The 23,209-nt window shown below is 46.4% G+C and carries 26 protein-coding genes; 12 read left to right on the forward strand and 14 right to left on the reverse strand.

Annotation, left to right across the window (positions count from 1 at the left end):
- The first annotated feature begins 3 nt into the window (after window positions 1-3).
- The 11 genes from gspD to Q3H59_RS20585 are packed head-to-tail and all read left to right on the forward strand — an operon-like array spanning window position 4 to window position 9,604.
- Window positions 4-1,941 carry a type II secretion system secretin GspD gene (gene gspD, locus Q3H59_RS20535; RefSeq protein WP_405042299.1) on the forward strand — a complete coding sequence of 646 codons (1,938 nt, stop codon included), beginning with the start codon at window positions 4-6 and terminating at the stop codon, window positions 1,939-1,941.
- A complete protein-coding gene (gene gspE / locus Q3H59_RS20540) occupies window positions 1,938-3,407 on the forward strand; it encodes a type II secretion system ATPase GspE (protein WP_309836835.1) in 1,470 nt (489 codons plus the stop codon). The genes gspD and gspE overlap by 4 nt, the downstream gene beginning before the upstream one ends.
- Complete coding sequence (gene gspF, locus Q3H59_RS20545) at window positions 3,397-4,593, forward strand: type II secretion system inner membrane protein GspF (protein WP_309836837.1); 1,197 nt, start codon at window positions 3,397-3,399, stop codon at window positions 4,591-4,593. The genes gspE and gspF overlap by 11 nt, the downstream gene beginning before the upstream one ends.
- A 24-nt stretch (window positions 4,594-4,617) precedes the next feature.
- A complete protein-coding gene (gene gspG / locus Q3H59_RS20550; protein WP_405042263.1) occupies window positions 4,618-5,058 on the forward strand; it encodes a type II secretion system major pseudopilin GspG in 441 nt (146 codons plus the stop codon).
- The gene (locus Q3H59_RS20555) at window positions 5,055-5,540 is read left to right on the forward strand and encodes a prepilin-type N-terminal cleavage/methylation domain-containing protein (RefSeq protein WP_309836839.1); all 486 of its coding nucleotides are present in this window, start codon (window positions 5,055-5,057) and stop codon (window positions 5,538-5,540) included. Before gspG ends, Q3H59_RS20555 begins: the two co-directional genes overlap by 4 nt.
- Window positions 5,537-5,902 (forward strand): type II secretion system minor pseudopilin GspI, encoded by a 366-nt coding sequence (gene gspI / locus Q3H59_RS20560; protein ID WP_309836843.1) that lies wholly within the window; start codon window positions 5,537-5,539, stop codon window positions 5,900-5,902. Before Q3H59_RS20555 ends, gspI begins: the two co-directional genes overlap by 4 nt.
- Entirely contained in the window at window positions 5,895-6,461 is a 567-nt protein-coding gene (locus tag Q3H59_RS20565; RefSeq protein WP_309836845.1) for a type II secretion system protein GspJ, read from the forward strand. The genes gspI and Q3H59_RS20565 overlap by 8 nt, the downstream gene beginning before the upstream one ends.
- Entirely contained in the window at window positions 6,458-7,348 is an 891-nt protein-coding gene (locus tag Q3H59_RS20570; protein WP_309836847.1) for a type II secretion system protein GspK, read from the forward strand. Before Q3H59_RS20565 ends, Q3H59_RS20570 begins: the two co-directional genes overlap by 4 nt.
- A gap of 6 nt (window positions 7,349-7,354) precedes the next feature.
- Complete coding sequence (gspL, locus tag Q3H59_RS20575; protein WP_309836849.1) at window positions 7,355-8,401, forward strand: type II secretion system protein GspL; 1,047 nt, start codon at window positions 7,355-7,357, stop codon at window positions 8,399-8,401.
- Window positions 8,401-8,841: a hypothetical protein gene (locus Q3H59_RS20580; protein WP_309836851.1), complete on the forward strand. Its 441-nt coding sequence runs from the start codon at window positions 8,401-8,403 to the stop codon at window positions 8,839-8,841. The genes gspL and Q3H59_RS20580 overlap by 1 nt, the downstream gene beginning before the upstream one ends.
- Window positions 8,831-9,604, forward strand: a complete 774-nt coding sequence (locus Q3H59_RS20585) for an A24 family peptidase (protein WP_309836853.1) — start codon at window positions 8,831-8,833, stop codon at window positions 9,602-9,604. Before Q3H59_RS20580 ends, Q3H59_RS20585 begins: the two co-directional genes overlap by 11 nt.
- Here Q3H59_RS20585 and Q3H59_RS20590 read toward each other — a convergent pair.
- Entirely contained in the window at window positions 9,589-9,972 is a 384-nt protein-coding gene (locus Q3H59_RS20590) for a hypothetical protein (protein ID WP_309836855.1), read from the reverse strand. The genes Q3H59_RS20585 and Q3H59_RS20590 overlap by 16 nt on opposite strands.
- A 320-nt stretch (window positions 9,973-10,292) precedes the next feature.
- On the opposite strand from Q3H59_RS20590, the gene gbpA reads away from it, so the two are divergent.
- Complete coding sequence (gene gbpA / locus Q3H59_RS20595; protein ID WP_309836859.1) at window positions 10,293-11,708, forward strand: N-acetylglucosamine-binding protein GbpA; 1,416 nt, start codon at window positions 10,293-10,295, stop codon at window positions 11,706-11,708.
- Window positions 11,709-12,703: 995 nt separating this feature from the next.
- Here the strand turns inward: gbpA and Q3H59_RS20600 are convergent.
- From Q3H59_RS20600 to Q3H59_RS20660, 13 genes are all read right to left on the reverse strand, one after another.
- Window positions 12,704-13,177: a hypothetical protein gene (locus Q3H59_RS20600; protein WP_309836861.1), complete on the reverse strand. Its 474-nt coding sequence runs from the start codon at window positions 13,175-13,177 to the stop codon at window positions 12,704-12,706.
- A gap of 397 nt (window positions 13,178-13,574) precedes the next feature.
- Complete coding sequence (locus tag Q3H59_RS20605; protein ID WP_309836864.1) at window positions 13,575-14,048, reverse strand: hypothetical protein; 474 nt, start codon at window positions 14,046-14,048, stop codon at window positions 13,575-13,577.
- A 318-nt stretch (window positions 14,049-14,366) separates the two neighbouring features.
- The gene (locus Q3H59_RS20610) at window positions 14,367-14,867 is read right to left on the reverse strand and encodes a hypothetical protein (RefSeq protein WP_309836866.1); all 501 of its coding nucleotides are present in this window, start codon (window positions 14,865-14,867) and stop codon (window positions 14,367-14,369) included.
- Window positions 14,864-15,667 carry a winged helix-turn-helix domain-containing protein gene (locus tag Q3H59_RS20615; protein WP_309836867.1) on the reverse strand — a complete coding sequence of 268 codons (804 nt, stop codon included), beginning with the start codon at window positions 15,665-15,667 and terminating at the stop codon, window positions 14,864-14,866. Before Q3H59_RS20615 ends, Q3H59_RS20610 begins: the two co-directional genes overlap by 4 nt.
- 166 nt (window positions 15,668-15,833) lie before the next feature.
- Complete coding sequence (locus Q3H59_RS20620; protein WP_309836869.1) at window positions 15,834-17,369, reverse strand: winged helix-turn-helix domain-containing protein; 1,536 nt, start codon at window positions 17,367-17,369, stop codon at window positions 15,834-15,836.
- A gap of 224 nt (window positions 17,370-17,593) precedes the next feature.
- Complete coding sequence (locus Q3H59_RS20625) at window positions 17,594-18,118, reverse strand: hypothetical protein (protein ID WP_309836877.1); 525 nt, start codon at window positions 18,116-18,118, stop codon at window positions 17,594-17,596.
- Between the two features lie 242 nt (window positions 18,119-18,360).
- On the reverse strand, window positions 18,361-19,032 hold the full coding sequence (locus Q3H59_RS20630) for a hypothetical protein (protein WP_309836879.1): 672 nt from the start codon (window positions 19,030-19,032) through the stop codon (window positions 18,361-18,363).
- Window positions 19,016-19,561, reverse strand: a complete 546-nt coding sequence (locus tag Q3H59_RS20635; RefSeq protein ID WP_309836881.1) for a hypothetical protein — start codon at window positions 19,559-19,561, stop codon at window positions 19,016-19,018. The genes Q3H59_RS20630 and Q3H59_RS20635 overlap by 17 nt, the downstream gene beginning before the upstream one ends.
- A complete protein-coding gene (gene sctJ / locus Q3H59_RS20640) occupies window positions 19,558-20,283 on the reverse strand; it encodes a type III secretion system inner membrane ring lipoprotein SctJ (RefSeq protein WP_309836883.1) in 726 nt (241 codons plus the stop codon). The genes Q3H59_RS20635 and sctJ overlap by 4 nt, the downstream gene beginning before the upstream one ends.
- A 1-nt stretch (window position 20,284) precedes the next feature.
- Entirely contained in the window at window positions 20,285-20,575 is a 291-nt protein-coding gene (gene sctI, locus Q3H59_RS20645) for a type III secretion system inner rod subunit SctI (protein ID WP_309836884.1), read from the reverse strand.
- A gap of 16 nt (window positions 20,576-20,591) precedes the next feature.
- Entirely contained in the window at window positions 20,592-20,849 is a 258-nt protein-coding gene (gene sctF, locus Q3H59_RS20650) for a type III secretion system needle filament subunit SctF (RefSeq protein WP_309836886.1), read from the reverse strand.
- 285 nt (window positions 20,850-21,134) lie between these two features.
- The gene (locus Q3H59_RS20655; RefSeq protein ID WP_309836888.1) at window positions 21,135-22,370 is read right to left on the reverse strand and encodes a PrgH/EprH family type III secretion apparatus protein; all 1,236 of its coding nucleotides are present in this window, start codon (window positions 22,368-22,370) and stop codon (window positions 21,135-21,137) included.
- Window positions 22,371-22,470: 100 nt separating this feature from the next.
- Window positions 22,471-23,103: a DsbA family protein gene (locus tag Q3H59_RS20660; RefSeq protein ID WP_309836890.1), complete on the reverse strand. Its 633-nt coding sequence runs from the start codon at window positions 23,101-23,103 to the stop codon at window positions 22,471-22,473.
- Window positions 23,104-23,209 lie beyond the last annotated feature (106 nt).

Genomic DNA, 23,209 nt, shown 5'->3' on the forward strand with positions numbered 1-23,209 from the left:
ATAATTAAAAACTTTAGAAAATTTATTGCTCAGAGCCTGATTAGCCTGTTCCTTTTGACCAGCCAGCCTGCCGCGAATGCGGTCGAAGCTCAGGGCTATCAGGCGAGTTTTCGTAACACGGACATTGTGGAATTTATCAATACGGTCAGTCAAAATCTTAATAAGACCATCATTATTGACCCCGCGGTAAAAGGGCAGGTAAGTGTCCGGAGTTACGAAACCCTCAATAACGAACAGTATTATCAGTTTTTCTTGAGCGTACTTGAAGTTTATGGTTTCGCCGTTGTTGAGGGTGACAAGCATCTACTGAAAGTGGTGCCTGCGCGTAATGCCCTGAGCCCGGCAACCCCGACCGCCAGACCTGATGCCGTAAAAAGTAGTGATGAAGTCCTGACCAAAATGTACAAACTGGAGCACTCTCTAGCAAAAAACCTCGCGGTACAACTCCGTCCTGTCGCAGAATCCACGGGCGGGGCGGTTATCCATGCCGTCTCTGACGATTTATTGCTAATGACAGGTCGTGCAGGCGTACTGGAACGCCTGACAGAGATCATTCAGAGCGTGGATAAGTCGGAAGATCAGTCGGTGGAACACGTCAGGCTTGGTCATGCTTCCGCCTCTCAAGTCGTGGAAACACTGAACAACCTGATTGCCGGTGGCAAATCAGGCGTCTCGCAGAACCCGCAGACGAAACTGGTTGCTGATGACCGTACCAATTCTCTGCTGATCACTGGCGATGCATCCTCCAGAAAAAAATTACGCGCCCTTGCCAGCTCGCTCGACGAAGTTAAACCCTCCCATCCTGCAGCGCGGGTCATCTACCTCCAGCACGCCAAAGCGAAAAACCTGCTCGATGTCTTGACCGGCATCGGTAATAAATCGCTACAGGAAGGCGAGGGGACCGTCCCATCAGTCTCCGTAATGAAAGATGTTGTTATTAAAGCCGACGAACACACTAACTCACTGATTATTAGCGCACCACAAGAGGCGATGGATGAACTCGAAGCGGTTATCGCCCGGCTTGATATCAGCAGGGCGCAAGTTCTTGTTGAAGCGATCATTGTAGAAATACAGGATGCCAAAGGCCTCGCGCTTGGCGTGCAGTGGTTTAACCAGCGTCATGGCGGCACTCAGTTTCCGGAGAGCGGGTCTGCAGTAAGTCAGTTTCCCACAGGTGACACATCGGATGTCCTGAAAAACCTCTCCGGACTGGCTGCGGGCTTTTACCAAGGCGAGTGGTCTGGCCTTTTCACCGCCCTGCAAAACGACAGCCTGAATAATATTCTGGCAACCCCCAGCATCGTCACCCTCGACAATATGGAAGCAGAATTTACTGTGGGTAAAGATGTGCCCATTCTTACCGGCTCCCAGGCAAGTCAGACCGGGGACAATATTTACAATACCGTGGCCCGCAAAAGTGTCGGCATCAAGCTGAAGGTTAAACCGCAGATCAACGAGGGCAACACGGTACTGATGGAGGTCGAGCAGGAAGTGTCCAGTGTTGCAGAGGACTCCACTAAAGATAACCTCGGTGCCAGCTTTAATACCCGAACGGTAAAAAATGCTGTGCTTGTGAACAGTGGCAATACCGTGGTGGTAGGGGGATTACTCGATAACACGACAACGGAGTTGAAAAGCAGCGTTCCCTTACTGGGCGATATTCCATGGATCGGGTCGCTGTTTCGTTACAGTTCGGAAAAAGCCAGTAAACGCAATCTCATGCTGTTTCTGCGTCCCACCATTATCCGTGACGGTGGGCGCTTCAACGCAGTAACGTCAACGCAGACCGGACGCTATCACAACATTGTTGGTAACCAGCCCGGCAACGAAAAGATGTTAACTGCGTTGGATCAGCAACTTGCAGCTGCCGATGATGACGTCAATGCGCTGGAAGCCACTATTCGTGACATCAGTGCTTTTTATGAAGGAAAACCGCTTTGAGTCAGCACAGCATTCCCTTCAGATGGGCACATACTCAGGGAGTCTTTTATTCTGAGGGCAAACTCTGGTATCACGAAAGCAACGCCAGTGGCGATGCGATACTCGAGGCACTCAGATGCTCTCCTGCCGCAGAACTGGCCCCCCTTGATGATGTTACGTTTTCATCAGCACTGTCAGAACACTATCAGCGCGCAGAGCAATCGCGTCAGAGGATGGCTGATATAGGCAATGAGATGGCGCTGACAGATATCTTTCACGCCTTGCCTCAGCAAGATCTTCTTAACAGTGAAGATGATGCGCCCATTATTCGTCTCCTCAACGCCTTATTGAGCGAAGCAATTCAGGTTGGGGCATCCGATATACACATTGAACCCTTTGAGGCTTCTCTGCGGGTGCGCTTTCGTATTGATGGCATGCTGCGTGAAATCCTGTCGCCTCCAGCCGCTATCGCACCGGTGCTGGTGTCACGCGTTAAGGTGATGGCACGTCTGGATATTGCCGAAAAACGTCTGCCGCAGGATGGCCGAATTTCTCTGCGTCTGGGGGGGCGTAATGTTGATGTGCGCGTCTCCACCCTTCCTGCGGGGAACGGCGAACGCGTAGTCATGCGCGTGCTGGATAAAAATGCCGTGAGCCTCGATCTTAACAATCTCGGGATGATCCCTTCTTTGCAGACCCGCTTCAATGCATTGCTGGCACAACCGCATGGCATTCTGCTGGTAACCGGGCCGACAGGCTCAGGTAAAAGCACCACGCTCTATGCAGCTCTTAACAGCATTAATAGTCGCGAAAGAAATATTCTGACCGTTGAGGATCCAGTGGAGTATGAGCTTGAGGGTATAGGTCAGACTCAGGTAAATCCTCGAGTCGATATGACCTTTGCCCGCGGTTTGCGCGCGATACTCCGTCAGGATCCGGATGTCGTTATGATTGGCGAAATTCGTGACAGTGAAACCGCCACCATTGCCGTTCAGGCTTCTTTAACCGGTCACCTCGTCCTCTCCACACTGCACACTAATACGGCCGTCGGCGCGCTTTCACGCTTGCGTGACATGGGCATTGAACCGTTTCTGCTGGCCTCTTCATTAACCGGGGTGATAGCGCAACGTCTTGTGCGCAAACTGTGTACGCAGTGCCGCGAGCCTGCCATCCTTGGCGAAATTGAAAAAGCACGGCATCCCTCTATCAGCAACGCAAGTCTCTGGCGTGCAGCCGGTTGCGCTGCCTGTCACCAGACTGGTTATCGCGGACGCACCGGCATACATGAATTGATAAGTATTACTCCTGAGCTCCGTGATGCCATAAGCCAGGGTGCCGATGAAACGGCTCTGAGGTTATGCCTGCAGAACTGTAATGAAATTCCTGCCACACTCTGGCAGGACGGCCTGCTAAAAGTGGCGGAAGGGATCACCAGCCTCGAAGAGATTTATCGGGTCACGCGGGAAGGCGACGCTCATGGAGTTTGATTATGTCGCAACAGACCGGAGCGGTCGGCAGGTTCGCGGACGGATCGATGCTGCAAGCGAGCGGAGCGCACGCAGTGCTTTACGTAAAAATGCGCTCACGCCAGTCAAACTTAAATCAGTCCATCTGACCGGAGCAAAACGCTGTCGTAGCGCAGTGGCTCCCCGGGAGCTGGTGCTGTTAACCCGCCAGCTGGCCACGCTCACCTCCGCGGCGCTGCCTCTGGATGAGTGCCTGCTGGCACTCATGCGGCAGGCGCAGAAAACGGCGGTCCGCGACATGCTTTCAGCTTTACACCAAAAGATCCGTGAGGGTACTAGCTTTGCAGATGCCCTGACCCTTTATCCTGCCATCTTTTCCCCTGTTTATCGGGCGACCGTTCAGGCGGGCGAAGCTGCAGGTAAACTGGATGTTGTCCTGGTTCAGCTGGCGGATCACACCGAACGTTCCTGGGCACTGAAAAGCAAGATGACACAGGCGATGATCTATCCGGCACTGTTAATGATGGTGGCGATCGTGGTGGTGTCCGTACTGCTGACTGCTGTCGTCCCTCAAATTACCTCGCAATTTATCAATATGGGCCATGAGCTTCCTTTCGCGACACGTTTGCTGATAGCGATCAGTGACGGTATGAGAGACGTTGGCCCTTATTTTCTTGGCGTAATCAGTGTCACCACGCTTTGCGTGGCCCTGGCCATACGCTCGCCAGACCGAAAAAAGACCTGGCATCGCTTACTGACTCGCCTTCCCTTAATAGGAACGGTGGTGCGGGATTTGGCTATCGCCCGCTACGCCAGAACGCTAAGTATCCTCACTGCCGGTGCCGTTCCTCTGCTCCATGCCATGGGTATCAGCGCCGCCGTCATCACTAACCTCTATCTGCGCGAAGCGCTGGATAAAGCGGTAGAGCGAGTTCGGGAAGGAAGCACCCTCACTCAGGCGCTGAGCGAAACCGGGCTTTTTTCACCCATGATGCAACACATGATCGGCAGTGGCGAAAAAAGCGGCGAGTTGCAGACGTTAATGAATCGGGCGGCTGAGCTTCAGGAAACGCAGTTTGCCGGCCAGATGACGATTCTGATGGCTGTTTCAGAACCGTTGCTGGTCATAACGATGGCCGGAGTGGTGCTTTTTATCATTCTCGCCATTTTGCAGCCCATTCTTCAACTTAATAGCCTGATTGGCTGAAAATCACTAAAGGAAGTTATGCACATGATGAATCACATCCAACGTCAGCGAGGATTTACCTTGCTTGAGCTGATGGTCGTTATCGTTATTCTGGGCGTGCTTGCAAGCCTGGTTATCCCCTCGCTGATGGGCAATAAAGATAAGGCTGACGGGCAAAAAGCACAAAGCGATCTGATTGCACTGGAAAACGCGCTCGATATGTACCGGTTGGATAATGGTCGTTACCCAACCACGGAGCAGGGACTTAAGGCGCTGGTACGGGCCCCCACATTAGATCCTCTGCCAAAAAATTACCGGGAAGAGGGCTATATTCGTCGCTTACCCAAAGATCCCTGGGGCCAGGACTACATCCTGCGCAGTCCCGGTAAAAACGGCAGTATTGATCTCTCCTCGTCAGGCCCTGACGGCATGGCCGGCACACCTGACGATATTAACCTCTGGCAGCTGGATGCCATGTCGCCATGAATCTGGTTAATCGTGATGCAGGTTTCACCCTGACAGAACTGATGATTGCTCTGTTTGTGCTCGGGCTCAGTGCCACATTTGTTTTGCCACTGGTGTCGTCCTCATCCCCGGAAAAACCTGAAGCCCTTTTACTAATGGATATCCAGCTGGCGAGTCAGCGGGCGCAAACAGAAAAGCGCCCCTGGTTAATAGCGTTTAGTGAAAAAGGCTGGAAAATGATGGCGCTGCAACCACAAGTTGATGGCCAGCCATCGCCTTGGCCAGGTTCGACATGGAGGGGCGTGCCATCGCGTCCGTCGCGGGTGCTACCTGCAGGAATGTCGATAGTACTGACTACTCCAGAGGGAATGCCCGCTGCGACTAACGGCATTCTGCTTCTGCCAGACAACAGTAATAGTTTGCCGGTAATCACCTTGCTACAAAACAACCAGCCGGTAAAAAGACTTGCCTTTCAGGATGGTGAATATCAGGAGATGTCATGACCAACACCGAACGCGGCATGACACTGACTGAAGTCATGGTTGCGCTTGTAATTCTTGCACTGGTCAGTCTGAGTGTGATTCGTAGCGGCACGGAGCAGCTCACCAATCTGAGCATCGTCGAGAAGAAATACCTTGCCAGCCTCGTGGCTGATAACCAGCTGGCCATGATGACGTTACATCATACCTGGCCACAACAGGCAAGAGGTCAGGAAACGCTCGCTGGTAAAACCTGGTTCTGGCAATGGAATGTCCATCTCACCTCGGACCCGGCAATCAGAGCCGTTGAGGTAAATATCAGTGAAACGGAACATTCACCTCCTCTGGTGAGGTTACGTGGCTGGAGAATAAAAGAAGATGCATAGACAAAACGGATTCACGCTGCTTGAGATGATGGTGGCATTAAGCGTATTTGCCATTACTGGTCTGCTTAGCTGGCAGGTGCTGGAGAGCGGAAGTAATACCCAGCACAGCGTTACAAAACATATCCATCACGCTACTGAGCTGCAGCGTCTTTTTGCTGCACTGGAAAACGATTTGCAGGCTGCCATTGCCGTTCCTGCTATGGCGGGAAGTGTACCGCCCGATGTCTGGTTTCGTGCCGATGGGCACACTGTGCTGCTCAACCTGCTGCGTGATCCGCTGGATCCTGATGCCCGCGCACCCGTGCGCATCGTGTGGAAAACGGAAGCTGGCGTGCTGCGTCGCCTCCAATGGCGGCAAGGCCTGTCGACCTCAGATACCTCACCTTTAGTTACCCAGCGCTTTTCCGTACCGATGAAATTGCGGTTCTGGCAGGGGCAAAAATGGAGGATGGGCTGGGATCATCGCGATGCCATGCCAACCGCAGCGGAAATTACCCTTATCCATCCGCAATGGGGAGAAGTGCGCAAAATAGTATTGATGGGAGGAGAGAGCTCGTGAAAGGACAGCAAGGTATGGCACTGCTGGTAGTCATGCTGACCATCGCAGCCCTGGCGATTATTGTTCACAATAACTCGGCTCTCTGGCGGTCATACATTAACCAGGCCATGACATTGCAGAGTGAAAGCCAGATGCGCCAGGATCTCTTAGGGGCAGAAAAACACCTGCTCCACCAGCTTAGTAGTGCCCCCTTTTTATCAGGGCAGTCAGGGGTCATTGAACTGGGCACCACGCGTGTTCGCTGGCGAACCGTGGATATTCAGGCGTGCTTTAACCTTAACAGTCTCGCGACGCAACCTAAATCGCTTGAGGATGGCAGTCTCTATCATCCCGAAAGCCACCGCATTTTTCAAAACCTGTTATCACAGCAAGGGATAAGTGCCGAAAACAGCGAGACGATCACAAAGATGCTGGCTGAAACCATTAAGCCGGATGTGGCTACAAAAAAAAATAAGCGCTTTGTCTCGCTGGCACAGATCTGGGCGTTGCCCGTGATGGACCCTGCGCTGATAAACACGCTCAAGCCGTTATTGTGCCTTGATGGCGGCGACAGGATCCAGGTCAGCATTAACGGACTGATGCCTAATCAGGCCTCGTTACTTTCTGCTTTAACGGAAGGAAAGCTGCCGGTCGAAGCCGCCACACTTTTGATCAGCAACCGCCCCGCTCAGGGCTGGCAACACTTCGAACAACTTACACAACAGACGCCTGACGCCAGTCACTCAGGTCTGGCGGGTTTACAGCCTTTTTTGACCTTTAAAAGCCAGAATTGGCTATTGATGCTTGAGACGGACGATACCACACGGGTCGCACTGCATAGTCAGCTGTCAGAGAAAAATGGCAGCTATGTCGTTCAACAACGGCACTGGAAAACTTTTGGAGTATAAAAAGCCATGTTTAAAGCATGCAAAAGCAGGCTGATCATTCGTCTGCCTTCAGCAACCAACCCACTGCTTTGGTGCCTGACCGACAGTCACGGCAAACACAGTGAAGGCACCCTCGATAATTTACCGGCATCAGATGGCTCCCAAGAGGTATGGGTGCTTGTCCCTGCCAGCTGTTTCATCTTCATGGCTGCCACACCACCACGCATTAATAGGCAAACCATTGAATGGGAGTTGGAGGAATTTGCGCTGGATGAACCTCAGGACCTCCATATCACTTTGCTTAGCCGGGAAGGTAACACGTGTCATATTGCCGCTATAGCAAAATGCAAAATGGAGGAATACCTCAGCTTATTGAAGAGTATGAATATCATTCCGCACTGTATGTGGCCCGACATACTGACATTACCCCCATTCCATGCTGTTACGCTCGGGGCTGAGTGGATCGTGCGTGACCGCCTTTGGCAGGGCTTTGCCATAGAGACCCGCTACAGAGAAATGATGCAGCACAGACGTGGACCTGAAGCACCGGTAACAGAATTATCATCAAGCATACTCACCCTTGCACAGGGCTATAGTCGCAAAAATCCTGACCTGCTGCATGGTGAATTCAGGCAGCAACGAAAACGCTCGTATCGCAAGCATTTTCTTATGTTCTGCTTTACCGCCTTTTTGGCAGGGATGGTGGCTCCCCCCATGGCTGAAGGGATGATCAGCCAATATAAAATTGCAGAAAATGAGCGACTGGCTGAAAAGCTTTATAAGGAATGTTTTGGCAGTGTGCCTGATGAGGCGATATTACCGGCGTTACGCAAAGCAGTAGAGGATTACGGCCAGCGGATGAGAAACAGCAACGTATTCTACACTCTGTCAGCAGATGAAGTGAATTTCCGCCATTTTGCTCCATTTATTAAAAAAATGCGCTGGGAAGCAGCCAGCCACGCACTTAAATTAGAGCTAAACCAGGCCGTGGATATCAGCGATCTGCCACAAAAGACCCGAGGTGTCTGGTCACTCTCCGATAATAACAGAACCCTGACGGTGGTGTATCCTTGATGAAAACGATATTGGCGCGTTATTGGGTATCACGTTCTATTCGGGAACGTAATATGCTCAAGCTGGTTATGCTGGGAAGTTTTATTGCCGCTATTCTGCTGCTAAAAAAAGGGGCTGTTGACTGGCGAGATGACATGCGCGTTCGCCACACAGTAAGTGAACAAACTCTGAGATGGATTGAGAAAAACCGCGATCTCATGTCCATTAAGGAAGACAGCGGATCCTGTCTGTCCGGATTAGTTAGTCATCTGCCGGAACCGATCACTGATACCAGCGTTGATGGCATACGTATAATACGAACGACCTTTAACGGATTTTCGGAAATGGCCAGCGTCCTGACACGGCCAGGCCTTGCGCGCATCAATTGCCCATCCATACTTGAGGTTGAGTGGGTGAATGAAAAACTCCAGCTATCAATAGAGTCAGATTATGTCCATTGAGCCTCACTTTTCATGGCTAATGGCCGCCTTAGGGGGCCTCAGTGTCGGTAGCTTTCTCAACGTGATCATTTACAGGTTGCCGGTCTGTATCTCGACAAATAATCCCGGTTTCTTCTTTGCAGCCCGCTCGCGCTGTCCTCAATGTGGGCACCAAATTCTGCTACGCGATAATATTCCCGTCATCAGCTGGATAATACTGGCGGGCCGCTGTCGTCACTGTGCTCGCACCATCCCTTATTATTATCCGTTGACAGAATTTAGCACAATGGTCGTCGCGCTGCTGATATGCGCAATCTATCCGCCCGGTCTGTTACAGACAGCGACGTTTCTGCTGTTATCACTCCTGACTGCATTGGTGATAATTGATATTCGCCATCTGCTTTTACCTGATGCACTGACCATGCCCCTGCTGTGGGGAGGGTTACTGTTGAGCGCAGGCGATCTCTGGCCTCATGCCAGTCTCAGCGACAGTCTTTATGGGGTCGTGGCAAGCTATATCGCATTATGGTCGCTCAGAACGCTATTTTTAACGTTGACTCACCGTGAATCACTCGGCATGGGGGATGTAAAACTGTGTGCGGCATTGAGCGGCTGGTTAGGTATCCAGGCCCTGCCTGAATTGCTGCTGCTCAGCGCCGGAGGTGGGATTGCGTACACGCTGATTGCGCGGGTGATCTGGGGGCGTAGCCTCTCCATTGCGCTCCCCTTTGGCCCTTTCCTGGCCGTCGCCGGCGCAGGCCTTTTTGTCTATTTGTCTGTATGAACTTGCCTCGCCTGCCTGATAAAGGTCTCCGTCAGGGGAACAAGCTGATTACATTTTTTGTCAAGAGAGGCTTCGTCCCTCATTAATGCCACATAGCGTGCACCTGCTTTAGCTGATAAAAGTGACTTGCCTTGTGACGTAAGCGGATGTCCATAAGCAATACTCATTTTGCTCAGGGTTTCTGTCAGGTACGAATCCGAAGGAACATCAACCGTCTGGCAATGCTCACGAACAAACATCGTAGCGGCTAATAGCGAAACCATACCCTCGTTTTCTTTAAAGGCTGATGCAGATTTTTCCGTGGAACTGCAGGCGGTAAGAAAAAGGAGAGAACAAGCAACCCCGATGTGAATAATCGATTTCTTCAAAATAACCTCTGGTAAAAATCCAGAGAATAGTGTTCAACCCTCACCAAGGCAATAAATAAAACCTTTTTTTAAAAAGTTGTAATTAGCGACTAAGGAATTAATCACCATTCATGTAAATTAAGAAATCAAGAAATCATTAACTCTACAAAATGAGTGTCACTTTTCTAAATCGGGCATCTGAATTTAATAACTTTAATAAATAAAGCATGGAAATAACGCACCCGGGCTGATTAATATGCAACAACTTTTCCAGGTCAGGAAAAGTAATCCTCAAAGTTAAATAAACCTTTTCAAAAAATGAAAAAAAGGGAAAGTAAGCTATGAAATTGAATAAAATTGCTCTTGCTGTAGCAATGATGTCAGTTGCCGGTGGCGCACTGGCGCATGGTTATATTATCAGCCCTCCTGAACGAGCGGCGTTGTGTTTAAAAGCCAACGTGAATGGTGAAACAAACGCGAATTGCGCCGGAGCTGAATATGAGCCACAGAGCGTTGGTGAAGGCCCTGATGGATTCCTGGATGCGAATGACACCGGACCACAAGATGGCATGATCGCCAACGGCGGCTCCACGCGTTTCACCGCCATGAATGAGCAATCCATCGATCGTTGGGTAAAAAATAAGGCTGAAGCAGGTCCGGTAGAGTTCAAATGGGCCTACACCGCGCCACACAGTACGACTGATACTAAGTACTACATCACCAAACAAGACTGGGATACTAACTCTCCGCTGACCCGCGAAGCGTTCGAGTCAGTACCATTCTGTACTATTGACGGTAACGGCGTGGTACCCCCGCGTGAACCCGAGCTTGTCACCCATAATTGCGAATTGCCAGCCCGTTCAGGGTATCAGGCAGTTCTGGCTGTCTGGGATGTGGCTGACACCGCAGCCAGTTTCCATAAAGTCATCGACATGGAGTATGAAGACACCATCAGCAGCGAATGGAAAAAGCGAGTAGGCCAGATCCGCCCAGATAGCGATCTGAAAGCAGGCTCAGTTGTGTCAGCGCGATTCTTTAACAAAGGCGGTGAACTGACCGGTAAACAGATCGATATGACGATTGATTCAGACGAAGCCGGCCAGAAGAACAAATGGGCCAAGGCTATTGCTGAGAAAATCAACGGTCAGGAAAATGACCTCCGCGCCGGTCAGATGAATACCAAAGGCGAAGTGAATCCGGTCGAGGGTGCAAACACCATTTACACCAAAGAAGGCAATGAGATCACCAGCGTAATCATCGATTACCAAGCGTATCAGGAAGAGCATTTGCTGGAAGTTTCTGGCGTTCAGTCAATGTATAAAGTAGATGGATCTGGCGTTTCTACTATCAATTATCATTTTAAGGCACAGAAAAATACCAGCGTTAAGACCACTATTTATAATAAGGACGGTACTCAGGTTGCCAGCGATCTGCGTTCCTACCCAAATGGCGGGGATGAAGATGTATCCTTAGGGCTAACTGCACCTATCGGCACCTATAAAATGGTGATCACCGCCACCAGTGATGACAGAAGTGAACCGTATTCATACGACATCACCCTGTCAGATGCGACTTACCCTGTCTATCCAGAGGGGCGCGGTTCCTATACCGCAGGCATGCTGGTTATTAACCCGGATGATAACGCCGTATATGAGTGTAAACCATGGCCAGCGACGGGCTGGTGTAATTCAACCAGTGAGCAATACTACAAGCCTGGTACAGGTTTAGCCTGGCAGGATGCCTGGAGTAAAAAATAAGTAACAGGTAACCCATCCTCCTGATGAGGAGGTAGGGTAAAAGATACGGTTAAAACGCGGCCTCAGGGCTGCGTTTTTTTATCTTCCACATTTAGACAATGTTAAAAGCTATGAATCAGTTGACTGAAATACCCGTTAATTTTTTACACCTTGCTATTTGTTATAAAAATAAAAGGCAATCTAAACAACGGCTATGCGTAAAATTTCAGGAAGAGCGAAGCTTTTGATTTTATTCTTAACGAGATGGCTAAGGCAGGTGTTGTAAGAAGGAAAAAGGGAATAGGCTGAATACCTAAAGACAAGGTGGGGTTAGACAGATAAAGATTGCCGAAATAGAATACAGGGGGAAGAAATTCGATAACATTCACTTGTAATGCATGAACATGTTTCAACAGGTTTTCTGAAAAAATAGTCTGATATTTTAGAGCGGTTGGAGATTAGATGTTAAAAGTCGGAATGGTGAGTCCGGATGTGGAGATATTATCTGGGCAGGACAGGGGAAACAGAGGAAAGAGACATAAATACATAACGCTCCTGCGAAAACAAATCAGAACAATAGAACGACTCTGGACACCTTGGGCTACGTGCACTTTAAAGTGCCAGTGAACAATACATTTAATGGCAGAGCATGGCGGATAATAAAAGTAGAATCAAGATCAGCACAATAACGCCTCTCTCGTAAATTTCGGATATCTCGGAGACATAATTAACGCGTCGTACACTTTATAAGTAAACCGTGAGGTCCGCAGGCTTTCAATTTCATTCCCTTTCAACCGAAATAATGCACTCCTGAACAGGGCATCCGACACGATAATGTGTACCCATCACGTCCAGATTTCATCAGGTTTTAGAATTAACGCTGTTTATACAGGCAACTGTGAACAGAGCATGACTTTAACGTAAAATCTGGGCAAAAAAAAACCCTCAAACGAGGGAAAGGTTAGTTTTTGATGGAAACTAACAAGGGGCGGGGCACAAATTAAAATTCAGCTGTATTAATTAACGGAGCTCACACGCAAAGAAAATATACGGCGAAGATTGGACATGAACCCGCTGGCAGGTTTTTTATCTTTTTTCTCACTTAAAATAGACTCATCTTCATGCAAATTCCTTAACGCCTCTTTATTTAGCACAATTCCCCGATGAGGTATCGTGACGATTGTATCGGCTGGAAAGCCATGTTTAGTCAGGATGTTTCTTAACTGATAAACGAGTTGATGATAGTTATTGTCTCTGATACGTTGATGACATTCATGCCAGACAATTCTGATAATTGCCCTTTTACAATGAATGTTATTGATAAGACAGACCATAAGTCTTTTTTGTGATTCAGAAAGACATATTTTTTCACCTGTCGCCTTGTTGTAAAGAAGATTCATTCTGCAATCAAGAGACAAATAACTATCAACTTGATAGTGTTCCGTATCAAGTAAAGCATGTTCATAGTTACTAACATTCTTATCACTCATGACCTAAGATTCCAGTTAATGAAACAATCATTTTTCGATGTGAATAATACTATTCATTAGAGCAGGGTCAGACAATAGCACTTATGTCACAATGACAAGTGACAACCTGTCAACTTGTTGATTTTATTGATTATGTCGTCATTTCAATTCGTTTATTGCGTACCATGTTTAACAAGTAATCACAAAGAAACTATGTATTCATTCATTATTCACAACGCAAAATAAGATTGATTTCTGTATTTATGGCGTTTTTACTGAATAATGAAATGGGATTCGATAGAAATTTTATGAAGGGAGGAGGGCTGCACCGCATATGAAAAGCAGTACGATGAGTAGGAATAATTTTTATATTGAAAACATAAAAAAGGGCAGGAACCTGTATCATGACTTGAAGTAATTAGCTGCAAATCATTCTGTAGCTTTCACCAATGCCTATTGTAAACCCAATAGCATCTGAATAATTAATGGTACGATAACTAACTTCACCTTCGGACAGAACGGGGGATATGAAATTTATGCGTTGACTGGGGGTGCTTGTGTTTGTAATACCTTCTGAAACAAAGCGAGTAAACAGACGAAATACTCTGCCAATAAGAATGTTTTCAGTTTCAAAAGCAACATTCACCTCTTCAGTTTTTGATGGTTCATATTCGGTCTCATAATAAAAAACTCCACCTTCGAAATGACCCACGGTCTTATGAAAATGGCTGTATATTTCCCAACGTCCCTTGCCGGCAACTACTCTGTGATCTTCAATGAAAATGAAGGTTGTTCTGGCATTACAAGAAATATAAAAGAGATCCAGCTCAACAAGAAGTAGAGTGTAGAAAATAACTGAAAAAGCCATAATCGTATAAACGGTCACTTTCATAAGATGAAATACAAATAAAAAACAATCATTGTAAGACTGACCTGATATTTTACGAAAATTAGCGATTTTTAATCTGGAGTGAATTCGCTTTATCGATATATTTGCGAAAAGTATCTGAATAACATTTCCTCAAGACTTCGTTTAATGAAAAGTATAATATAAAAAACGTATACTAATGGCAAAAAATGAATACTATCGTGAGATTCAATTTTTGTATTACGCAATTATTATATTCCATGTTTTTTTAAAAAGTTGCAATAAAACGTCAGGAAAGGAAGAAGCATTATTAAAAATTTAAGCATAGAATGATAAGAAATATTATCTGATTATCTTGGTACAGACGCTTCTCGGAAATGCTTTAGTTTCCCCGCTTACCAGCATGCCCTTGTTTATCTGCAATAAACGATAATACTGCGCTTTTCCAGGAGAGACACTGGGAAACGCATAGCGGAAGATATCCTCTTTACTGACTTCGTTGCCAAACGTGGGAGTAAAACTCAACAATGAAACCTTAACAGCATTGCCTCTGATCTCGTTACTGAGCTCAAAGTGAAAGCTCATATCCTTCTCGGATATCAACTTTTTATTAGTCTTATCATAATTTTTTAATGAGCCATGATAAATACCAACACTCCTGCCAAATCCATTGCGCAATGTCATGGTAGATCGGGTTACCACATCCACATCCTTACCAGCAGTTATAAGGGTGAAGGTGAACTCACACGAAGGCATAACAGCCAGTATTAAAGGAGAAGTTAACTGGAAACTCGCCAACAACATGGCAATACAGAAAATGCCAATCAGAATTTTTCTAATCATGATGAAGAACGTTTGTAAATATAAACAGATTCACACTCTCTTTCCTGATTGCTTTTTCGATTACAGACAAAGAAGGAATAGTTATCTTGTTTGATAGTGCGATTTACATACACATCATATACTGCCGGAGGATCGATGATGCCACGCTGGATGTATTGATCAAACGTATCCATCGCTTTCAAAATCTGAGACTCATTTCCTTTCATTGTATCCGGTACCCATAAACGTCGAACACTATTTTCAGAAACGAGTGAATAATGTATCTGAGAAACAAAGAAAAATTTAATATAGCAAAATATTCCTATTGACAGGACTGAAGTAAAGATTAACGCGCAGTATAGCCACCATAAAGAACCTCGCTTCTTTTTGGCTTGCACATTGACCTTCTCTGCCACACAGACGGCCGACGTTGCCCCTTCAGTAATTCGCACCGTTTCCGTTTCAGACATTGTCACTTGATCATTTTGCTCAGCAAGGGGGGAAGGGCCTGGGCAAGATACTGTGGCTATTTTATAACCCTGTCGCGGGAACGTTATGATCACATCATAACTGATACCCAGACTAATAAAGCTTTTTCTCAGTTGAGATAACGTCTGTCGAATTGATGTCTCGGTGACAATGACACCGTTACGCTCCCAGACCTCACGCAGTAAGGTTTGCTTACTGACCACATGGCCTTTATTAAGCAGGAGTACCAGTAAGCAACGGCTCATGTTTTCAGTAAGTGATACGCTTTTATCCTGAAAGGATAAGCGTCTTTGTTCGGGTTCAAATGTGATGTCATTGTTAATGATAAACATGCTATGCCTGATCTTCTGGTCTGTAACTGACCCGGATCATTTCAGGCCGAAAGATGATAATATTTATACATTATCACGTTATTGGTTAAGACTCATTCCCGTTTCATCCTGAATTTCACATTTTGTTGACGCACACAACATCATTTATGACCTTGATGGGTATGCGTTAATGACTGTTATCAGTAAACAGGAAATAGTCCCCTGCTATATCACTGACGGGGATGACAGAAACATTGCCCAGGGCCAGTAAATTCTTACCCACAGGGTTTCCCGTATCCAGCAAAAACGTAAATATACTGTCAATGAGATGGTTACGGGTACGGTAAGCCATGATGCTTTCAAGGCACGCATCTGAAGCGGCAGTGTCATTTACCCGGCGATACAGTACAGCGAGAAAAGCATAGACAACAACATCAAACATTGTCTTTTTACCCGTGAGTTCCAGCGCCTCATTAATAGCGCTCTCATCGTCCCCTCTAAGCGCACAATTGGTAATTTTGAGAATATGTGCAGCAAAAAAATGAGGGTTCAAACCAAGCGCCATCGATACAACTTTTTCTGCCCTGCTATACTCATGTTTTGTAACCAGGTGACAAGCATAATAATAGTAGACCTCAGATGAGAGGGGAGACATGACCATGGCAAGATGGAAATCGGCTTCTGACTGCTCTGCCGTCTGACTAGTTGAAATAAAATTTAAGAACATCGCCAGCACATTTCCTGGTTGGATCTCGAGGATCCTTTCGGTGATGGTTGAAATGATCTCGTCAGCTTTTTTCTCCGGTATAACCTTCAGCATGCCAAGAGCAAAATAGCAACCTGCCATATTTGTCAATGCCATGATCTGGTCAGAATCGATCAGTCCGTTAGCAAAGGGACGCCGGCGGTACTTTTCGAACTCGAGAGTGGCGATATTTTGATCATACCTCGTCCCTGGCACATGATTTTTGACCATAACAACATCGTCAGCGAGGGCGGGCTCCTTTATGGCCGATATCGCCTGTAACAGGGTACTAACGGCCCGGCTAAACCGGATAAGATTCAGGACCGGATCGCTGTCAATCACTACGCTTTGACGTTGCAGAACGCGTAGTGTTCGGCTTTCAGTCAGTTCGATACGTACAATCGCGGTTTTACCGACATGAAATTCACCGCCGGTTATAAAATAGGCCACTCCGCTAGCCCTGAGATTGCTAAAGCTTTCAGCGAAATTATGCGTAGATGCCGTCAGCGCGGCTGGCAGGAAACGCAACATTAGCCCGGAGAGAATTTCATCCTGATTGAGGATATAGTCAAAGATGGACTGACTTTGCTTTTTATCAGTGAGCTCAAAGGGGAATAATGCAATCAGCGATATCCCTTCGCAGCCTGTCGTTTCTTTCAGATGCAACGCATTACTGGTGCTAACAGGCTTAATAAAACGATAACCTTTACCGTATACCGTATCGATGTATCGGTTATCAGGTGTTTCCCCCAATATTTTTCTTATCACATAAACACAGCGAGTAAGGGATTCATCAGAAACTTGTGCGCCACACCAAATCTCTTTAATGAGCAACTCTTTCGGAACGATCTCCCCAGCTCGCAAGACCAGCAGTTGTAATACCGCCATTTCTTTAGGGGGAATATGAACGACCTGCTCATCCCTATAGAGTATCTTTGCATTACGAATTGTAAAATTACCGAATTGAAAAATTTCCATGCCACTGGTTCCATCTTACAGAGTATTCTGGGGTATCCGCAGCGTTATCAATAACATCTGTCAGACAAAAACTTACATGAAATAACGATATCATATATGCGGCATCGCAACATTCAGCAGCTCTAAGCGTTCAGGAGTTAAGATTAATATTGAGGAATATTGATGCCATAGTAATGGCATCAATATAATTATAATGAATAATCAAATTAAGATATTTCGCGAGGTTATAATGTGATGCTTCCACCACAGTGCAGATAGCCGTCCATTGCATTTTGCCAGTCCCATTGAGCAACCTGATCATTAATGGTGCTCATTTTACCTGTCTGTTCGACTTCAGCACATATGCGGCGCTTTATTATTGGATTACTAAGATCGTTATGCAGAACGGTCCAGAGCTTTTTACGCTCAGAAGGGGGAATCTTGTGGAGGGTTTGCTGCAAAAGTTCCTGATGCTGTTGCTGACTGTGCTGATCCCCCTGCCGATGCGCGTTTAACCAGGTTTTGACACCCGCCAGCGCGTAATGTGTTGTTACCTGAGTGCGCTGACCTGCGCTATAGCATTGCATCATTAAATGATAGTGATCCTCTGCTGCCATGGCTGCTGCAGTGGCAGCATCAGGCATCATGCAGGACGTTTGTAGCGAGGAGGGTGGAGCTGTGTTTTTGGCACAACCACTCACTATAATAGTGGTGAAGCAAAGTACAATCGCCTTCCAGTTCACGTATTTATCATTACCAGTCAGCATCATAGCGGTCGCTGCCCAATGTCTCTTCATTCATTTGTGTTATAGATACAGCAAATTGCCGAATAAAATTCACCATATAAGGTGAGTGAGCGGGGTACTCTTTAGATCCATCCCTTTCCGCTGAGTCCGTAGTATCGGGTATCACGCGGTCATCCCGGATGGATGGGATTTTCGACCTGTAAATATCTTCAAGGCTCATGGTAGCAGAAGCCTGGTGCGAAATATTCGATTTTACAGATTGATTACTAACATGCATTGTCTTTCATCTCCTTTTCAATTATTTCCAGCTTTTCCTTCATTTTACTGAGAAGGTGAGTATTCATGAGCTTTACTTTATTTTGTAGATCTGCTGAACCATTAACGACTTCCCGGGTTAATTTATCAATCAACAGGTCGGCACGGAATGACAGAACATAACTACCCGATTTCACCAGAATATCCTTTTCTTCATTGAACAGAATTTCAGACGTAATCGCCGCTTTTTCTTTGAGCGCTGTAGTAATTACAGGTGCCAGATGCTTCCGGCTCTGCGGAAGTGAAACCATGAGTTTATGCTCTGCTGAGATGTCATTATCATCAAGCCATTTTTTTATAATCTGCAATATGACCTGCGATTCATCGAAGAAAATGCGCAGGCGTTCAGCCAGTTGCTCCTGTAACCGGGCAGTGATTAGCTGATGCTGATAATCCGCAATGGTAATATGTTCAGCTATCGTGTCCATCCACAGCAGGAGCCCCTGCTGAAATCCGTCCTGCTGCGCTCGCTCAAACAGAACGTCTGCCTGGCTATTCGCATCTCGGATAATGCGACGAGCGGCCTCTTTAGCCTGCGATTCCAGCGTCGTTGCTTTTCTTAAACGTTTGAGATAATGGTGACTATAAAGAACATTGCCAACCGGTTCAGGCGTAAAGGTCAAGTGGGTAACCTCGTGCATGGTTTACGGCCATCATAAAAAAAGATTTATTGAAAGACGACGAGCCAGGCAGCGTTCCGACCTGTTCCCTAAACAGTAGAGGTAGCCGCTGACTTATCGCCGCAGGAAGCTCATCAGCCAGACAGAGCACCTCTCTGGCAGCAAGCATATTTAACGTTTCCCTATTAACCCATCCATGAGGAAAAACAACGGGCGTAACCAGGTCTAACCGGCTAAACCGTTTCATCCCATCACTGAGCAGATCTTCATTACACAGGCAACGTCGGTAGCGCTGGCAGGCCATATACCAGCCAGCATCATGGAGATAAAACCAGTTTTGCAGTAACCAACTATTAAAGGGCAACGAGACCATCTCCGGTGTAATAGGCGTAAGCTCAAAACGCAGATTAAAATACTTATTCATCATGCTTCTTTTGACGCCGTCAGTACTTTTAACACTGGATGGCAACCGTGAGGGATGGCACCACGATACCGGGTCCCATGTGACCCGCTGAATACAAGAAACCCTCATTGCTTCTTCCCTCTGCCCTTAAGCAAGCTCCGCATAACCATCAGGATAATCAGTCCGACAGCAACGAAAAGGGAGCCCAGCGCGAGATAAAACGTCAGAGAAACGCCAGTAACCGTTGCCTGAACCGGTGCCTGTTGCTGGTATTCCGGTACAGGTGACAAAATTACCGAGACATCGTCATAACTTACTTTGCTGAAACTATTTTTCAGCAAGCGTTTCGCATCGGCGATAAGGGCATCTTGCTCCGGGCCAACTTCCCTGACGCGCAGTAACGCGGAAATATGAACCGGCTGGCTGGCTTTTTCTGCATCGGTATTGTTCATGTCATAGCTGACATGAACCCGGCTTGATACCACGCCCTGGATTTGATTGAGAGTCTGTTCCAGACGTTGTTCAATGGCAGAATAAATCCTCGCCACCTCGGCTCGTGGAGAGGAGATCAGTGCATCCGCAGGAAACATATCTGCAATTTCAACGCGCTTTGCTGATGGCAAATCATAAAGCGTAATCAGGTCAACAGCTGAAGCAAAATCCGTTTTGGCTACGCTTACGCTAAAACCGGCTTTGACCAGATCTTTCTTAACTGCTGCAATATTGTTTTTTTGCAGAAGTGAAACCACTTCATTGGCTTGATTTTGATCCAGCCCGGTAAGCAGGGATTCTTCCCTGCAACCGGTTAACAATAGGGTGAAAATAAGGGCGCTGACTTTTAAAAAGTTCATTTCAGGCACGGAGCAACGTATCAATAGCATTTACCGCTTTACGCGACAGGGCTGAGTATAATGAAAGGGTCAGGTTATACTGCGACACCCCTTCCTGAATACGTGACAACATTTCTGGGTTTGACGTATACGCAGGATCGTTTGCCATTTCAAGTACAAGTGCTTTCTGTTGAGAGAGTTCAACCGCGTTATGGGATACCGCATGACGCATCAGTTCCTCCAGCGGTAAAGCATCATCCTGCTCGGTGCTCAATGCGCTCACCGCGAGCTGCGTATTTAAAGAAAGATCCATGGTCGTAGTTTCCAGATTAACGGAAGTTGGAGATAATTGAAGAGGCGACATCCTTATAGGCCTTAGTCACGTTGCTCTGCGCATTACGGTAAAGCGTATATTCAGACATCAACGACTGGTATTGCGCCAGCTTCTCCGGGCTGCCAGGATCTGCTGTGAGTAGGACTAAAGCTTCCTCCAGTTTTTTATTTAATTCTTCAACACCTTCTGTAAACTGATTCGATTGATGGGTCAAAAACCCATCCCAGCCATTAATAGATCGTGGTTCATTCATGGTAAATAGCCTTATAAGTTTCGAGAAATAATTAAAAAACCTTTAATACAATATTGTTGTGTCAAATAACGAGATTAATAAAAAACACAGAGTGATTCACACCCAATTTAAAGGGCAGTAGGATAACAAACGCTGCCATTCAACTATCAGATCACACTTCAGTTATTCTCCTCCTTATGTCAGCATGGTATCAATACCATCATGAAAGCAATTTTTCTCAGCGCAACTCACTGAACAAGCCCTCCCTGATAATGTAATAATTAATATCCGACCTCATTTTTTATTTCATTCAAGGTTTAAAGCCTTGCTCTGTGGCTCAGCAAAAAACCAGTGTCGGCTATTTATTTTAATGTAACCCTCTGGCCCATACTGATAAGATTTACCCGCCAGAAAATTATTCTCAAGCTGGATGTTAAATCTGACAAAATGGCCCTGCCATTGTTGGTCAAACTCACGGATAAAATTCTTTAGCTTATTCAGTTCTGCATCGTTTACTTCGCCACGAAAGATAAAGGTTAAGGCATTATTTGAACGGTGCGGCTTATACGAGAGGCCAAGCTTTTTCAGCCCCGTTGTGGCAGCATTTTCTACAATGTTGTCACTGAGCGAAGAAAAGCGAACGCTCACTATCCATGGCATGCGTTTTTTTAATGCTGCAATGACATTTTTCTTCATATCTTCATTGATTTGATTGCGTTCCCGACTGAGGACGATTTCAGGATTTAAGGGATCTTCGAAACGAATTAAATGAAATTTAATATCCTGAAAATATGTGCCTAAATAGGACGCTGTCTTTTCAGACTCCTCAGGCTCTGATAACAATGTCACGGTGCTGAATCGTCCAGACGCAAGCAGTGAACGTTCTGCCCAAACTCTGGCATGACTTGACCGCGCAATAACGTACTGTTTGTTATCGTTACCGTTAAAAATACGATAATCAGATCGGTTTCCTCCAATGAAATCCAGAAGCTGCGCATTCTGTCGCTCGGCTGCCAGCTGATAAATAAACAGCCCACCGCCTAAAAAAATCAGGCTAAGAAACAGAGCAATCACAATGCGAGACGAGGAAAAGGGCGTTGAAAGTTGTGATTTAGCTGGCTCAACATTTACGTTATCCGCATCTTTTTCTGACATTGCCTGTGTGGCAGGCTGGGAAAACGAGAAACCAAGCACCTCGTCACTCCAGCTCTCTTCAGTAATTGATTTCACCGCAAAAAAAACGTCGCCGCATGTTATCACGGTATTAAAATCAAGTTCCTTGTAATATTCTTTCTCATTATCATGATGTACAACAATACATTTATTGATGAAATCAAGATAAAATTCGGCTGTAATTTTTTCATCAGGGATGAGCAGCACATCCTCTCCCAGTTCCTGCTCAGTAAAAATGGAATCGGGTTTTCCAATAATACACTTTAATTCATTTGTTGTGATTGGATATTCACAGCCTTCAAGATGTGTATTAATAAATTTAATAATATACCGGCACGTATTTTCATTCTGGAGAGATTTACTGGACATAAATTATTAATACCATGGCTGCTGATAAATATCATCACATCATCTTCCTAAGCGGGGGATATGATAAAATAAACGACAATTTTAATTATTCTGCTATATTTTACGTCAAGCCTATTTTTAACAGTTTAGATACAACCTCAATATATTCCCTCACATAATCCGCCTCGGGTCCACTGTCTTTCCCAATGATACCGTTGTTTATTTTTAGCATTCCAGCGATATAAACAGCGGGAACAGACGTCACGTTAAGCGCCTTAATCGCACGGCTCTGTCTGTCCAGGAATGACTGCGTATCCGGGTGATTAAGTGTTTCTGTATACTTTTCTCGCGATACCTGAAAATTACTGAATAGCGTATAAATATCATTCTGCGTTTTTATTGACTTACTGTCCTGCACGGCGGTAAATAACGCCTCGCTGATTTCCTCCTGGAGGTGCAGTGTAACGGCCACTGCCCAGGCTTCACTGAGGGCTTTACCGGAATCGCCCCAGTCAACATGGTACTTTTCGTAGCTGATGTCATTAACCCTCGCTAGCTGAGCAAGAGCCGATGAGACCTTAGCCCTTTGCGAAAATGCCCTGCAGTGGGGACAATGAAATGAAAAGACCTCTGTAATATCTGCCATGCCGGCAACAGGCGCGTCAAGTTTCTCAACTTCAGCTGAGAGTTCAGAGGAGCACCAAAACAGCGCTGCAGCGAGCGTCAGTACGACAAAAAGAAAAACGCTTTTCATACACAAAGTTCCGTAATCTATGCTGAGCTTATTTCAGCACAGCGCTGCTTTATTTGGGTAGTGAACAAGACTTAACCTGACTTAAAAAGACTTAGATATAATATCG

The organism is Pantoea sp. SORGH_AS_0659 (assembly GCF_031453915.1).
GTDB classification, from domain to species: Bacteria; Pseudomonadota; Gammaproteobacteria; order Enterobacterales; family Enterobacteriaceae; genus Pantoea; species Pantoea leporis.